This is a genomic window from Heminiphilus faecis (assembly GCF_008728965.1).
GTDB classification, from domain to species: Bacteria; Bacteroidota; Bacteroidia; order Bacteroidales; family Muribaculaceae; genus Muribaculum; species Muribaculum faecis.
Genome location: NZ_VSMC01000002.1, coordinates 98,293 through 115,358 on the forward strand (window position 1 = coordinate 98,293; position 17,066 = coordinate 115,358).

Annotated in this window: 7 protein-coding genes; 3 read left to right on the forward strand and 4 right to left on the reverse strand. The window is 50.4% G+C overall.

The genetic code is table 11. The annotated features are described in order from the left end of the window. Positions 1–96: 96 nt before the first annotated feature. Together FW767_RS01735 and FW767_RS01740 are read left to right on the forward strand one after the other, a co-directional pair. The gene (locus FW767_RS01735) at positions 97–1,428 is read left to right on the forward strand and encodes an NADP-specific glutamate dehydrogenase (RefSeq protein ID WP_121697867.1); all 1,332 of its coding nucleotides are present in this window, start codon (positions 97–99) and stop codon (positions 1,426–1,428) included. Positions 1,429–1,845: 417 nt separating this feature from the next. Next, positions 1,846–2,388 carry a transposase gene (locus FW767_RS01740; RefSeq protein WP_121697868.1) on the forward strand — a complete coding sequence of 181 codons (543 nt, stop codon included), beginning with the start codon at positions 1,846–1,848 and terminating at the stop codon, positions 2,386–2,388. Between the two features lie 929 nt (positions 2,389–3,317). On the opposite strand, the gene FW767_RS01745 is transcribed toward FW767_RS01740, so the two are convergent. Genes FW767_RS01745 through FW767_RS01760 form a run of 4 tightly spaced genes read right to left on the reverse strand, consistent with a single transcriptional unit; the run spans position 3,318 to position 12,494 of the window. Beyond that, positions 3,318–5,321, reverse strand: coding sequence for a BACON domain-containing protein (locus FW767_RS01745; RefSeq protein ID WP_121697870.1), 2,004 nt, complete (start codon positions 5,319–5,321; stop codon positions 3,318–3,320). A gap of 40 nt (positions 5,322–5,361) precedes the next feature. Beyond that, positions 5,362–7,164, reverse strand: a complete 1,803-nt coding sequence (locus tag FW767_RS01750) for a RagB/SusD family nutrient uptake outer membrane protein (protein ID WP_121697871.1) — start codon at positions 7,162–7,164, stop codon at positions 5,362–5,364. A gap of 40 nt (positions 7,165–7,204) precedes the next feature. Then, positions 7,205–10,483 (reverse strand): SusC/RagA family TonB-linked outer membrane protein, encoded by a 3,279-nt coding sequence (locus tag FW767_RS01755; protein ID WP_121697872.1) that lies wholly within the window; start codon positions 10,481–10,483, stop codon positions 7,205–7,207. Positions 10,484–10,520: 37 nt separating this feature from the next. Then, complete coding sequence (locus FW767_RS01760; protein WP_121697932.1) at positions 10,521–12,494, reverse strand: calcineurin-like phosphoesterase C-terminal domain-containing protein; 1,974 nt, start codon at positions 12,492–12,494, stop codon at positions 10,521–10,523. A 505-nt stretch (positions 12,495–12,999) separates the two neighbouring features. Here FW767_RS01760 and FW767_RS01765 point away from each other — a divergent pair. Beyond that, positions 13,000–17,022, forward strand: a complete 4,023-nt coding sequence (locus tag FW767_RS01765) for a hybrid sensor histidine kinase/response regulator transcription factor (protein ID WP_150980274.1) — start codon at positions 13,000–13,002, stop codon at positions 17,020–17,022. The last annotated feature ends 44 nt before the right edge of the window (positions 17,023–17,066 follow it).

Sequence of the window (17,066 nt, forward strand, 5' to 3'; positions counted from 1 at the left end):
AACACACATTTTTATTGAAAAATGTTAGGAATTTAAACTTTTTATTGTAACTTTGCCGCAAAACAACAGAATATTATCAATTTTAAGAAAGTTACAATGAAAGCAACCGAAGTTTTGGACGACCTGCGTCGCCGTTTCCCCAATGAACCGGAATATCTTCAGGCAGTAGAAGAAGTTATAACAACAATCGAGGACGAGTACAACAAGCATCCCGAATTTGAACGATACAACCTTATCGAGCGTCTGTGTCTGCCTGACCGCATCTTCTCTTTCCGTGTATCATGGGTTGACGACAAAGGCAAAGTACAGAACAACATGGGCTACCGTATCCAGCACAACAACGCCATAGGCCCGTACAAGGGTGGCATCCGTTTCCACTCGTCGGTAAACCAGTCGATTCTTAAATTTCTCGCCTTCGAGCAGACTTTCAAAAACTCGCTTACCACACTTCCCATGGGCGGCGGCAAAGGAGGCTCCGACTTCTCTCCCCGCGGTAAGAGCGACATGGAAGTCATGCGCTTCTGTCAGGCATTCATAGCAGAACTCTGGCGTCACATAGGCCCCGACACAGACGTACCCGCCGGCGACATAGGTGTGGGCGGACGCGAAGTCGGATACATGTACGGTATGTACAAAAAAATGGCCCGCGAATTTACCGGTACCTTCACCGGCAAGGGACTTGAGTTCGGCGGCTCGCTCATACGTCCTGAAGCTACCGGCTATGGCAACGTATACTTCCTGCTCAACATGCTCGCCACCCGCGGCATCGACATAAAAGACAAGGTAGTGGCTATATCCGGCTCGGGCAATGTGGCCACCTACACCGCCAAAAAGCTCCTTGAACTCGGCGCCAAAGTCATAACCATGAGTGACTCCGACGGTTGCATCTACGTGCCCGAAGGGCTTACCAAAGAGCAGCTCGACTACATATTCAAGCTAAAGAACGAATATCGCGGCCGCATCCGCGAATTTGCCGAAGAGTATGGCTGCGAATATGTCGAAGGCGGACGTCCGTGGGTATACAAGTGCGACATAGCCATGCCCTCGGCCACCCAGAACGAGCTTGACGGCGACGATGCCCGCACACTGCTTGCCAACGGCTGTATAGCAGTCAGCGAAGGAGCCAACATGCCATCAACTCCCGAGGCTATCAAGGAATTCCTTAACGCCAAGATACTTTATGCACCCGGAAAGGCTGCCAACGCAGGCGGTGTATCGGTATCCGGTCTTGAAATGGCACAGAATTCACAGAAGCTCTCTTGGAGCGCCGAAGAGGTCGACAACAAACTTAAAGGCATCATGGCCAATATCCACAGCCAGTGCGTAAAATACGGCAAAGACGGCGACTACATCAACTACGTGAAGGGCGCTAACGTAGCCGGCTTCATGAAAGTAGCCCGTGCTATGATGGCCCAAGGTATTCTGTAAAATCCAAATTTCCCAATCAATATGTAGCGGAGTAAGGCAGTGATGCCCTGCTCCGCTTTTTTACGGTTCAGCGACAAATGTTGTAGGGGCGCCAGTACCACAGCGCCCGCAGAACCGGATGGTCACTCGGGTACCGCGGCTGTGGCAATTCACCGCGCATGGGTCAGCGACAAGGCCTGTAGGGGCGCCAGTACCACGGCGCCCGCAGAACCGGATGGACACTCGGGCAAGGCGGTTGTGGATGACCATACGGGGCTAAGCCGGACGCCGTGGTACTGGCGTCCCTACCAACCAACATCCACTATCTAAAGTTCACGATTGGGAGATATGTCGGTGAGCAGGTAGCGAAATTTATTGTATTGTGCAAAAAATATGTTATTATTTTGATATGAATCAAATATTTGATTATATTTGATTATGGGAACGACAGAATCTAATCCAACACGCAAGCATATTCGGGTGTTATGGCATGAATATGACGAAGGTTTTTATTTCATTACAATCTGCACCAAAGATAAATCACATCATTTCGGGAAAATATATAATGGGATAATGCATTTATCAACAATCGGGGAAATTGCCGATTACGGAATAAAAATGATGCCGACGCATTATCGCGATGTGACCATACAACAATATATGGTAATGCCCAATCATATTCATATTATTATAAAGATAGGCAATCCAATATTATTGCCACAAAATTTCCCCCGAAATACATATAATGCCGCGAAAGCGATGACAAAACAGCGACATACAACCGCCCTATCACGGGCGATAACCGCATACAAAATTTATGTAACACGTAACGCACACAAAGTTAATCCGCAATTTAATTGGCAGACACGATATCACGACCATATCATCAGAAATATTGAAGAATACGAAAATATTGCCAATTATGTAATAACCAATCCCATGAATTGGAATAAAGATTGTTATTACATCCAATGTAAATAAAGCCATGCGGGGTACCGCGGCTGTGGCAATTCGCCGCACATGGGTCAGCGACAAGGCTTGTAGGGGCGCCAGTACCACGGCGCCCGCAAAACCGGATGGACACTCGGGTATCGCGAGCTGTGGCAATTCGCCGCACATGGGTCAGCGACAAGGCTTGTAGGGGCGCCAGTACCACGGCGCCCGCAAAACCGGATGGACACTCGGGTGCGGGGTTAGCGGCATGCCGGGAGCGACCGGACGCCGTGGTACTGGCGTCCCTACCAATCACCGGACACCGTTCTCGGTTATACTATCCATCATTTGCATCAATTTATAATGTGCAATCGTAAACGGCTAAGCAACAGGGGATGTAGGGGCGCCGGTAGTACGGCGCCCGCAGAACCGGATGGCCATACGGGATGCGGATTGCGAATACCGAAGGTTAATGGACGTGCGGGTGCGGGGCCGGTGGCCTGCGGGGATGCGACCGGACGCCGTGGTACCGGCGCCCCTACCGACCTGCCATAGCGATATGACGATTTGGGAGCCTGTTAAGGCTCTCGCCAAACGTAAGCCGGGTACGAAGTGCCCGGTCGGGAAATTACATCAACCCATGTCGAGTCTGACAAGACTCGTGCTTATTGCTATAGGCTGCATGATGCAGGCATGAGTCTTTGCAGACTCATCAATGATGGGGTAACACTACATACCGGAGACTGCGTCATCCTTCGGATGCCTTGTCCCCGGCTAACAATTGGCATGAGCCTTTGCAGGCTCTTATTGCATCAACGCTTTTGTTGCGTTGTGTTATGCCGTGTTATTGCTAAACCGTTAAAATACAAGTGGGATTGGTAGGGGCGTGGTTGACGGCGGGGTGTAGATGTGGCAAGGGCCTGTCGCGGTTGCGGCAGGCCCTCGTCGGCTATAGAGGCATTAGATTACACTCTTGTTTATTGAGCTGTGATGCTGATGTTGTCAAGGAACCAGCGGTTAGCGGTTGATGCGGGCCACTGGGTCTGACGGATGACAATCTTGGAGTCTTTGGTCACACCGGTCAGTGCCACCTCGGCGGGTATCCACTCAAGAGTATGTCCATTATTCCAGCCGTGAGTCGGCACTTCATATTCCTTGTCATCGACGAGTACAATCAGATTGACCGGGTCAATCTTTCCAGAACCCTGACGCATAGGACACCATTCAAATTTCAGTTTGACATTGGCCGAACCGGAAATAGATGTCAGCTTCGGAAGTACGATACCGGCCTGATAGCTTGTCTTACCGAACTTGAGGTAGTTGCGCTGCAAGTATATACACTCACCGGCTGTCTTAGTAGTAACGCGCAAGAAGTCATAGCCACGCTCTTTCATCATATCTTCGACGGTTTCGCCTTTTAATCCTGCTTTTTTCTTATCGGAAATCTGCGGAGCGGTAGCATCGAGGTTGTCTTCTTCAACGGTCTTTCCGGCAGGAACTATAGCCGCCCACGGGTCAAGCCATTCAAAGTCCTCGGCGAAATAGACTACAGACGAAGCGCCATTGTCAATTATTGAAGCCGGGGTCATAGACACCACAGGCGCATCAACACTGCTTACAAAACCTGTCACAGTAACGGCATGACCGTAAGTCGATACATCGACACCGGCAGGTATGTTACGCATTATCACTGAAGCCGAAGATCCGGCAAGACGTATGATGTTTCCGTTCATCGTACCCGAAACTTTCACACACTGACGGGCATTGGTTGTGTAAGTGGCAAGTGAAGAGGTTATATCGTCGGGAGTCCAAGTCACCTCATTGCCTGACGACACTACCGATATCTTCTCAGGTTCGAGTTTAGGCATACCATAGCCGTCGGTCACCTTCTTGGCTTTAACGGTAACCTTATCGCCCACCTGAACATCAGCGTTTTTAGTTACAACAAGGGCACCAACACTTCCGTCGGAAACGATGAAGCCGTTGGGAGTTATGAGGGCCACTGTAGCTTCCTTGATGCGGATAACCGATGCGTCAACGAGCGAAGCAATCTCTTCGATTGTTGCCTCAGGTATGTTGGCCTCGCCATTGTCGACGATATTCACAGGCGTCAGGCGGATAACCGGAGTGGCTACACCGCCGAAGTAGCCGGTAACGACTACCGCATGGCCGTGGAGTTCAGCCAAGTCAAACGATGCGGGAGCATCAACGAGCTGCACACCCATTTCCACACCTTCAATACGCACTACGCCTTCATACATCACGCCCTCGACTTTTATAAACTTACGGGTGGTGGCTGTATAAGTGGCGAGTTTGTCGGTAATGTCCTCGGGATTGGGGTAAGATACCTCGCTGCCTGAAGAAACGACAGTGACTTTGTTGCTTACGACGTAAGCGAGCTTCTGGTTGTCGGCAGCTTTTTCGCCACGCACGTCAACCATGTCGCCTACTTCAACGGCATCGGCCGACTTGACAAATACATTGACCGATCCGTCGGAAATCATGAAGCCCGAAGCGGTAAGAGCCGCAACCTGAGCATTCTTGATCTCAAACACAGCTTCATTATCAAGACCGTCGACATCGGCAATCTCAACCGTAGGACAATCGCGGAACTTGTCGCCGGCCTGTACTACCAACAGTTCGGCAATACTTCTAAGATCACGGCCTTTAAAAATAACATTCTCCTTTCTCGGATTGTCTACTGCGCCGTCGCGCATATTGTCGGCGGCCGACACAGTGACCTCCATAGTCATCGATCCGTGGTCGGGAGTCACGACAACCCACTCGGGCGCCTCGACGGTCCAGTCGCCGTCGGCATATATCATGATTGTCTTGGTACCGGCATCGGTAGAACTGAAATTAAGCGAGGTAGCACTCGACAGTACCGCACCGGCTCTTGAATCATCGTCATCGCTACAACCGGAAAATAATCCGGCTGTAAGCAACAGCATCGATGCCAATATATAGTTTATCAGTTTCATAATCTATACTTTAAAGTTTTTCAATTGTAATAAACAGCAATTATTTTCCCCATCCGGGATTCTGTATGAGGTTAGGATTAAGGGCTATCTCGTTGCTGGGCACTGGATAAAGATAATCGCGTTGCTCGTTAAAACCGGGGCGAACCTGATCATAATGGAAGTCCACATATCCGCGATTGCCGTCAGACAACGGCATTTTACCGTCGCCCTTGCCTATCTCGTACACCTGAACGCCATCGCCGCCGGCAGGCTTTGCAGAACCTGATGCATAGAGGATAAGGTCAGTCTTTCCGTTTCCTGACAGGTCATACTCGCCGGGGCCGGGGAAATACATGCCCTGAATAGACTGATTGTAGCAGTAACCGGCTTTCCAGCGGCGCACGTCGGACCAGCGGAAGCCTTCTTCCATCAGCTCGACAGAGCGTTCGCGGCGTATCTCAAGGATAACACCCTTGTTGGCTCCGGTGACATTGGTATAGCCGTACTCCGGCGACGACAGATACCAGTCGGGGTTGGCGTTGGCTGCCGCCATATTGAGGTCAGGCATGCCGGCGCGCTTGCGTATAAGGTTGACCGACATGTCAAGGTCATCCTGTGTAAGTGTACCGAGTTCGGCCTTTGCTTCGGCATAGTTGAGCATAACCTCGGCAAGACGGTATACGGGCAGGTCGGCGGTAGAAGTCTCGACGCGGTCCACACCTCCGTTGGCATCCTTCGGATTCTGGACAAACTTCACCGGCGAATAGCCGGTAGTACATACGCCGAAGTCGGGAGAAAGCACTTTGGTCTCGCCTATGCGGTGATAACCGGGGCAACGCACGGTCTGCGCCAAACGCGGGTCGCGACCAGCCATTTCCTCGCCGAACTGCATCTCCTGCCATCCGGCCTTGTCGGTGAATCGGGTACCGTCCTTCATAAGATACATGTTGACAGCCTTACGCGTGAAACCGGGACGTCCCTGCGAAGCTACAAGCGAAGCGGCTGTAGCATTGTGGTAAAGTTTGGTAGCAAAACTGAAGCGTATGGCCAGAATATACTCGTCCTTGTTGGCATCCTCAGCGGCAAACACGTTCAGATAATCCTCATCAGGCTTATTGGTACTGTATAGCTTGTAGGGGCCTTCTTCAATCAACTCCTTGGCTGCATCGGCGGCAAGCTGCAGATATTCATCGGCGCTACGGCCTTCAAGACTGATGCCATGATACTTGCGATAGGTACCCTCGAAGAGACAGAACTGCGCTTTCAGCGCGAGAGCGGCCCATTTTGTAGCACGGTATGGAGCGTCGGGCTCATCCTTCCTGTCAGGAAGAAACTCGATGGCATAGTCGATGTCGTCAATCATGTTTGACATCACCAGTTCGCGAGAGTCCTGAGTCTTGTACAGATCGGGGTCTGACGAACCGAGTTCCTTGTCATACCAAGGCACATTGCCGAAACGCTTTACTTTCTCGAAATAGAAGAAAGCGCGGAACATGCGGCTCAAAGCCGTATACTTTATAACGGCAGCCTCGTCGGGACAACGGTCAACACGTGCGAGAAGCGAGTTGATGCGTCGAAGGTCACCCCACGACCAGCCGCTTCCGCTGTTGGGTATAGTGCGGTAGTTGCCGCCGCGCTGCTCGGCGCTGAGCGACTTCTGCACATAGTAGTCATTATCCTCGTCATAGGGCGATTTGTCAAGCATATTGTTGTAATACGGATTGGAAAACAGCTCCAGATCCTCAGCTGTCTTGAAGTAGTCGGCCTCCGACACTTTGTCTTTGGGATTGAGGTCAAGCGAGTCATCGCACGACGAGAAGCCCAAAAGCATGCAGAGCGCGACCGGCAGTATATATTTTTTCATAACTATATTCGTTTTCGTAATTCAAGTTTATAATCGGGCATCAGAAAGTAATATCGAGACCAAACATGAATGTCTTCTGCCAAGGATAGTAGCAGTTGTCAAGCGCGGAGTCATCAGTATTCTCGGCACGGGTAAACGCACGTTCCGGATCAAGATACTTGGTGTTCTTCTTGAGAGGCGACCAGTAGCAGAGGTTTTCACCCGAGAAGTATACACGTACATTGTCAAGACATATCTTCTTGGTCCAGTTTTCGGGAAGAGTATAGCCTACTGTCAGGTTCTTGAAACGGAGATAGCGTATATTCTGCAGATAACGGTCGTTGGCACATGCCTGACGCAGATAACCGCCGGTGGATATGTTGGAACGCGGACGGGGGAAGTATGCGTCGGGGTTATCCTCGCTCCAGCAGTTCTGAAGGAAGTCCTTGGGCAGGAACGAAGAATAAGGCTGGCCGTAAGAGCCCCAGAACGACATCACCCAACCGCCGGGATACCAGTAGTGATTGCCTGTGCCTTGGAAGAATGCCGATACATCAAAACCGCAGTAGCGTATGCCGGCAGTGATACCGTATGACAGACTCGGGAGCGAATTGCCGAGAACCTTGCGGTCGCCGGGATCGTTGGCGGTGTCGCCACCCTTACCTATGTGTCCGTCACCGTCGAGGTCCACAAACTTCACGTCGCCGGCTTTCCATCCGGTAGGCAGATTGCCTGTAAAGTTGCTGTCGAAAGTAAGATTCTTGGTGTACTCGGCGGCCTCCTCGTCGGTAGCATAAAGACCGTCGGTCACATATCCCCATATCTCACCGAGGCGCATGCCCTTGTAGTAATCCTTGGCAAACGATTTTTCGGGATTGTCGTAACGGGTGATTTCGGCACGGTAGTCGCTGATGTTGAAACCTACATTATAGTCCAAGCGTTTGCCGAAAAGCTGGAAGTTATCGCGCCACTGCACTGCGAGTTCATACCCCTTGGTGCGGAGGTCGGCGGTATTCATCTTCGGCACGTCGGCGCCGTAAACTGACGGAAGAGCGATACCGGCGGTCAACATGTCCTTGGTGTCACGTACATATACATCGGCGGTAAGAGTGAAGCGGTTGTTAAACATCGAGTAGTCAATACCGAGGTTCCACTGGTTGGCCTTCTCCCAAGTAAGGTCAGACGCGATGGGGGCTCCGAGCGAAGAGTACTTGGACGGAAGGTCGCCGCCAAACGAGAAGCCGGCGAAGTCTTTGATAGACACAAGGCGGAGGAATGTATAATAAGAATCCACATTCTGGTTACCGAGGCTACCGTAAGACAGACGGAGTTTCAGATTATCGACCACGTTGCGCAAAGGCGAGAAGAACTGCTCCTCCGAGATGCGCCATCCTACAGAACCCGAGGGGAAGAAGCCCCAGCGGTTACCGCTGGCGAAGCGCGATGTGCCGTCATAGCGGCCGCTTATCTCGGCGAGGTAACGCCCCTGATAGTCATAGTTGACACGTCCGAATATACCTGAAAGCGAATACTCGTTCTGACCGCCTTTGTAGTTGCCGCTGCTGGCGGGTCCTGTGGCAAGGTCGAGGTCATCGAGGCTACTTGATGACAGATTGCCTGCAGCCACACCGAGGTTCTTTATTTTCAGAGTCTCGTAGTTGTAACCGACTGTAGCGGTGACGTTGTGCGACTCGTTGAAAGAGTCGGTATAAGTGGCATAGACATTGTAAGAGAAGTAGTTGCGGGTATTGGCAGTCTCGTCGAGACGGTTCTCGCCTGCACCTGTGTTGTATTCACCTATCGGACCGTCGGGATATTCGCGGTACTGGAAAGGCTGCGAACGGCTCGTATTGCGCGACTGATAGAAGCGGTAGGTAAAGTCGCCGGTTATGCTCAACTGCTTGATAGGAGTGATGACCAAACGGGTGGTGTTGACAAACTCGGTACGGCGGTTTTTGTTACGGTGAGTACCGGCTTCTGTAAATATGTGACGTCCGTTGCCTACTTTATAAGACATGTACGGGGTCGAATACAGCCATGAACCGTCAGGGTTCTTTGTCGGGAATATAGGATAAGCGTGACGGGCCGAATATTGGAGCGTATTCTCTATGGAGCCGTCGCCTTGGAAGTCATACTGCGAGGAGAAAAACGAAGTATTGTTGGACATCGTGGCATGCTTGCTTATGCGGAAGTCGATCTTGGAACGGAGGTTATAGCGGCGGAACACGTCAGGATTGGCGCGTAATATGCCCTTGCGGTAGTCGATACCACCCGAAAGGTAGTACTTGATATCCTTCGTACCGCCCGAGAACGACACATTGTGCTGCGTGGTCGGGTGCTTGTCCTTATATAGAGTGTGCCACCAGTCATAGTTGCCATAGTAAACCCACTGACGGCGTCCGCCACGGGTATCCTCGACAACCCACGGACGGTCGGGATGCTCGGTCTTGTCGTTGACACGCGCAAGGAGCTGCTGCATGTCGTAGTCGGTATAATTCACGAGGTTACTGCCGCTGGTAGTGCGCTGAAACAGATTGACAGTATAAATCGACCAGTAGCCGCGGGTCTCGTAGTCGGTGGAAGTGGTGGGCTCTTCCCAGCCGTAACGTCCGCTGTAGCGCACAGTGGCTTTTCCATCCTTCTCGCTTCCGGCCTTGGTAGTGACCAGAATCACACCGAATGCGGCACGCGCACCATAAACAGCGGCGGCTGAAGCATCCTTGATTACCGATATCGACTCTACGTCACTTGGATTGACACGGTCAAGGCTACCCTCGACACCGTCGATAAGCACGAGCGGATTGGTCTGATTGATAGAAGTGGTACCACGCACGTTGATAGCGGCTTCCTGTCCGGGAACACCCGACGAGGTGGTTATGTTAAGACCTGCCACCGAACCCTGAAGCATGTCGGTGACCGAGTGGGCCACACGGTTTTCAAGGTCTTTGCTGCTTACCGATGCCACAGCACCGGTGAGGTTGACCTTCTTCTGTGTACCGTAGCCGATCACGACAGTCTCCTCAAGCATCACAGCGTCTTCTTTCATGACTATGTGGAGGGCGTTGTCGCCGGGAGCCACCTTGACCGACTGCGGTGTGAAGCCCACGTATGAGAAGTTGAGAGTGACCGTAGCGTCAGCGGCCACCTTTATGGAGAACTTACCGTCGAGGTCGGTCATGCAACCGTTGGTCGTACCGGCTTCCATGACGGTAACACCGGCCAGAGGCTCGTCCATGGTATCGAGTACCGTGCCCGTAACCTCCCTGTTCTGCGCCGCAAGAGACAAAGTGCCTTGCGCCACGAGCAACAGCAATAGAATTAAGGATCTGATTACTTTCATAAAATTATGCATGTGTATTTATGGTTTCTGTTAATAATCACTTGGGCATATAGGCTTCGATTGAGAAGTCCTTTGGACGGGCCATGTTTTCGGTCCATGTATTGCCGAACTCATCCTTTACGGTAATCTTCAAATCGGTATCGGCGTCAGGAGCCGCAATCTTGAAGAAGTGAGGATGCATCTCGGTAATGAATCCCGGCACACTGTTGCTGCCCTTGGCAAACCGCGGAGCCGTATAAGCAGCTATGTGGAGAGGATCGTAGGCCTGAACGGGAACGGCGTCAAGCGCCTTGCCATTCTCTGTGGTAACGGTAATGGTCCACGAGGGATTCCAGTTCCATACGTTGACAAGCACCTCGTTTTTACTGCTGGCAGGATAAGCGTCGGCATACTTTTTCCACGCGGCCTGAACCTTGCTGTCGGTCGATATGCCTTTGACACTCTCGTCATTAAAATACACCTTATTCAGGTCAAACGAGCGGAACTGCACGTTCTCGCCGTATCCGGTACCTTTATATATATACTTCATATCCGTACCGTTGACATCCCATACAGCGTATCCGCCCGGAGCACCGTCGGTAGCTATATGCATGCCGGGTGTAAGGTTGCCCGACCACCACCATGAGGCACATATGGCGCCGGCATTATGTTCGAAGAAGTCGAGACTCGTGCCTGAATTGGAATTTTCGGGAGTCACATTATATATCTGATGAGTATGTCCGGTGACAAAATGCACTTTATAGCCGGCGAGAATGTCAAACAGACGGTTGGTGTTGGTAACGTCATGATCTATGACATATGACGTGGCACCGCCGGGCTTGAATACCTGAGCGTGCATGGTCACCACAAGCGGAGTTGTCTTGGCCACATGAGAGAGGTCCTTTTCAAGCCAAGCAAACTGCTCGTCGGAGATTTTCTTGGAATAGTTGCGGCTGTCGGTACCGTCATAGCTGCTGCAGTCAATATCATCAAGCACCACATAGTGCACCTTACCGATATTGAACGAATAGTAAGTAGGAGCGATGACTGTACGGTAACGTATCTCGGCATCGAAGTCGGAAGTGGCGTTCATGTCGTTGTCATGATTGCCCATAGTATGAAATATCTGCAGGTCCTTGAATGCCTCGTTTACAGTCTTCAGATAGTCGGCAAGCTCATATTTGTTGCTATACCAGTAAAGATCCCAAGTCATGTCACCGAGAGTTACGGCATACATCTTCTCGCCCGAGTGAGCGGCCATGTACTTATTGAGGTCATCGGTAAAATCCTTAAACTGCTCAAGGTCTTTGGTGCGGTTGGCAAGGTGCATGTCGCCAAGGAAGAATACTTTATATGTATCCTGACCGAATGCCTCGTTGAGTGTAAAGTCGACACGTTCCGGAGTATCAGCGGCGGCACGCAGGTGCATGGCAAAACGCGGAAGTACACCATCGGACGGCACTTCATAGCCTCCGGGCACGGATATGAATACATAACCGGTACGCTTGGCCGATTCAAGCTGATAAATACCGTCGGCATCGGTCACCGTGACCTCGACACCGTCGGAAACGACAACGTCCTTGACTCCGGCGCCGGCGCAGATGACCTGACCGTATACCGTGGTGCCTTCATCGGGAGTGATGACGGCGCCTTCAATAACCTTGATAGCTACAGTGCCGTAAAGCTTGCGTCGGTCGCCGCGCTTGAGATATGCCCGATATGTACCCGACTCAATGTCGGCGGGAACACTCACGGCAAAACTTGACTCGCTCACACCGGAAATGGTACAGTTGTAAAACACGCCGCCCGAAGACTCCAGCATAATGACGTCGGAGACAAGCGGAGCCTCTCCGTCAACAACCGAGAAGTACAGGTCGCCCCCACGGAACAGATCGGCAGACTGCGGAACCGTAAACTGGACTTTGAAGTCGTCGGCAACAGCATTATTGTCATCATCGCTACAGCTGTACGTAACGACTGACAGCATGGCGACAAAAGCCATCCTAAAAAAATACTTCGCTAAGTTTCTCATATATGATATAATTGATTCATTATTTAAGTTTATATAGCTTAACAGGACGCTAATATCGATCATGCGTAGCTGTATGCTTTAAAAACGCACATAAGACCGGAGAAAATCTCGAGCCTCACTAATGGTTTAAGGTTGCCAAAGCACAATGTTGCACGTATTATCATGGTCTATATCAGGTCATTGCATAAAGTCTTCTTTAACGGATTACTAATTGTTTTAAGTATCACATTTATCAAAACGAAACTCGTTAGGTTTCATGACGCAACAAAAGTATATATTTATAAATTAAAAACAAAATAAATTTCGTTAAAAAATAAAGTTAACAGAAGCGACAAAACGTTAAACCGCACAAATACAATCAATAAATAGACAACAGCGGCTTACCATCACGAGCAATATGGCATAATTGACTGCGCAAAACGAAATTTACAACGCGATAACCGCTAATTGAAAAAATATTACTACCTTTACGTAGATTTTAAGATGATACCTTAATATTGATACGATGCACAGATCATTATACCTTATACTTGCAATAATAACAGGTGTGCTATGCGGAAAAGCACAGAGCTATAAGCTCTTTTCATCGGACCATTATCTGTCAAGCAGCCTTATAAAGCATATGTTTCAGGACAGCGACGGCATGCTGTGGATAAGCACCGAGGACGGCCTCAACCGCTATGACGGGGTAAAATTCACCATTTACAAAAATATACCGGGCGACAGCACTTCGATAGCAAGCAACTTTGTCAATACGGTCTTCGAGGACTCGTATGGGCGGCGTTTTGTCGGCACAAACAGCGGCGTTCAGCTCTATTATCCGGCATCAAACTCGTTTGGACCTCTGCTGCAGTCAGCCGACGGATCACCGTACAATGGCGCCGTATCAGGCTTTGTGCAGCGGCGCAATGGTGACATATGGTGTCTTGGCAACGACATAATGCTGCTGCGTAATAATAACAACACACTGACACTCGAGCCGGTAACCGTCACCGGCAGTGCTCCGCTGCGGCTTATCAGCGACGGTATCGAAGACTTCGAAGGCAACATGTGGATAACCCGAGGCAAATACGGAGTGACCCGCATAGACCGTGATTATAATGCCATAGACTATATCGACAATGACCGTCCGCACATAACCAATGCAATGATTGACAATGACGGTCACATATTTTTCGCTGGTCAAAATGCCGGCCTGTATACATACGATCGCGCAAGCGACCGTATACGAAGCATTGTAACTACCCCCCCCCTCAACCACTTAACAGTGGTGGGGATGACCCGCGACGACAACGGCGACATACTCCTCGCCACCGACGGCGCCGGTCTGAAGCGCCTTGACCCACACACATATAGACTGACCGACATACCGTTTGGCAGCGACAAATTTGATTATCGCACCCAGAAAGTGCACTGTGTGCTATATGACTCCACAGGCAATATGTGGCTGGCCCTTTTCCAAAAAGGCGTCATGCTTATACCTCCGGTCACCAACAACTTCCACTACATAGGCAACCGCTCATTGCTATACAACAATATCGGAAGCAAGTGCGTGCTCTCCATGCTCATGGACAGTAACGGCAGTTTCTGGATAGGCACAGACGGCGACGGCATATACAATCTTGACAAAGACAACAATCTCATCAGGCACTACGGATCGCAGGTTCCGCCTGTGGCAATGACGCTTTTCGAGGACTCCGCCGGCAATATGTGGATCGGATCATACGGCCACGGAACCGGAATATTTGACCGTAAGACAGGCACTTTCCGTAAAGTCACTCTTACCGAAAAAAATGAATCTCGCTTCGAGGCCAAGCATATATACTCGTTTGTAGAAGATATGCGCCACAACATATGGATAGGCACCATGGGCTCCGGTCTGTTCCGCTACGATCAGGACGAAAGAAAAGCTGTACACTGCTCGGAGTGGTCCGACACCCTGTGTCAATGGATAACTTCACTCTACTATTCGCCCGCAACCGACGTACTGTATATGGGCACATACGACGGCCTTAACGCAATACACTCTCCCGGCAGAGGCAACAAGATAGAAATCCCCTTTCAAAACGAAATCATAAACTGCATAACCGGAACAAAAGAAAGCATATTATGGATAGGTACGTCAAACGGGCTTATACGCTACAACCCCGCTGACGGCAGCCGCAGAAACTACTCCATTCAGGACGGACTGCCAAACGGCACCGTATATGCAATCGAAAAACACGGCCATTATCTGTGGATAAGCACAAACATGGGATTAAGCCGATACGACATGAACGAAGACTCGTTCTGCAACTATTACGTGGATGACGGTCTGCAAGGCAACGAGTTCTACAAAGGTTCGTCGTTAAAAGACAATAACGGCAATCTCTACTTCGGCGGAATAAACGGCATAACATACTTCAATCCCGAGGAAATAACCGTGCCGGGGCGAAAGTGGAATGTAAGGATGATAGACATATATCTGCACGGCCGGCCGGTGACATCCGAAACAATGTCGGGGCGACGAAAAGTCATTGACGGACCGGCATACAACTCGAAGCGTATAAATCTGTCGCACTACGACAATTCGTTCTCGATCGAACTGTCGACCCATGAGCTCAACCGCACCGGGTCTATGCAGTTTGTATATTCGCTCGACGACTCAAAATGGGAGCTACTGCCCCACAACACCAATATAATCAACTTCAGCGAACTTAATCCGGGCGAGCACCTGCTAAGGGTAAAAGCCACCGACAACGGCATAGAGTCAGATGAAACCACAATAATAATAGATGTGGCACACCCGTGGTGGACGGCATGGTGGATGAAGCTCATATACATAATAGTATTGGCAGGCATAGCATTGGTCGCTTGGCGTATGGCACGCAGACGCATAAAGGAGAAGCACGAAAAGATGGAGCAGAAACACGCCGAAGAGATATATGAGGCGAAACTGCGCTTCTTCACCAACATATCGCATGAAATCAGAACACCGATGTCGCTCGTAATAAGTCCGTTGAAAAAACTGATGGAAACCGATGACGACATGACCCGTCAGAAAGAGTACAGACTCATACAACGCAATGCCAACCGCATACTGCGCCTGATAAATGAGTTGATGGACATAAGAAAGATTGACAAAAACCAGATGAAGCTCCGGTTTACCGAAATCGAGATAGTGCCGTTTATCAACGACCTTTGCGAGACATTCTATCCGGCCACGCGATCTAAAAATATAACGCTGAACTTCCATACCAACCGGCATGAAGGACTAAAAGTATGGGTAGATAAAGCCAACTTTGACAAAATCATAATGAACCTGCTGTCAAACGCGGTCAAATACACACCTGACGGCGGCAGCATCGACATTTCGGTCGACACGTCAGGCGACACCGACAGCGACATGCCCGGAAATCTAATTATAACCGTAGCCGATACCGGTATCGGCATTTCAGAGCAGGAACGCCGCCAGATATTTGAACGTTTCTATCAAGCGGGAGGCACAAATACGGGCGGCACGGGCGTAGGACTCCATCTTACCAACTCACTTGTCAAGCTACATCACGGCACTATCACCGTTGACGACAACACCGCAGCCGGAAGGGGCAGTATATTTACGGTCACCGTTCCGCTCGGCAACAGACATCTGAAAGAAGAAGACCTCGTAACCGACCATAACGAAGTGCCGGCCGAAACAGAAAAGCCGGCAGATCACAAGACTGTAGCCGATCTCTCCGACAGCTATACTCCGGAAGAACGCAAACGGCAGAAAGGGCAGAAAGTGCTTGTAGTGGAGGACGATGAGGAGATCAGAGAATACATCATAGCCGAATTGTCAAAATACTACAGCGTCACAGGGTGCAACAACGGACGTGAGGCACTTGAAACGATATTCAAGAACAAGCCCGACCTTGTCGTGTCAGACGTCATGATGCCCGAAACCGATGGCCTCACATTGACGCGCAAGATAAAACAAAACATAAACCTTAATGACATACCCGTAATATTGCTGACTGCCAAGACGACCGAGCAGGACAACATAGAGGGTCTTGAAAACGGCGCCGACGCTTATATAACGAAGCCGTTCAACATAAGGATATTGCAGACTACGGTTGAAAATCTGTTGCGCAGTCACAGCCGTCTTCGCAATGTATTCAGCGGCAAGCAATCACATGAGGACAAACTCGACGGCATAGAAATCAGCTCTGACGACGAACGACTGATGGAACGCGTGATGAAGGTGATGAACGCCAACATCGGCGACCCCAATCTGACGGTAGAGATGCTGGCATCCAATGTGGGTCTGAGCCGAGTCCATCTGCACCGTAAACTGAAAGAGCTCACCAACCAGTCGCCCCGCGACTTCATACGCAACACACGTCTTCAGATGGCGGCCAGACTTTTGGCAGAAAAACGTCTTTGCATATCGGAAATTTCGTACACTACAGGATTTAAGAACCCCAACAACTTCTCAACCGCCTTCAAGGAACTGTATGGTGTGTCACCTACCGAATACGCAGCCAATTCCGTAAAACCTAAAGAATGAAGAAAGGGGACGCGCCACAGCGGCACGCCCCCTCATCATTTACC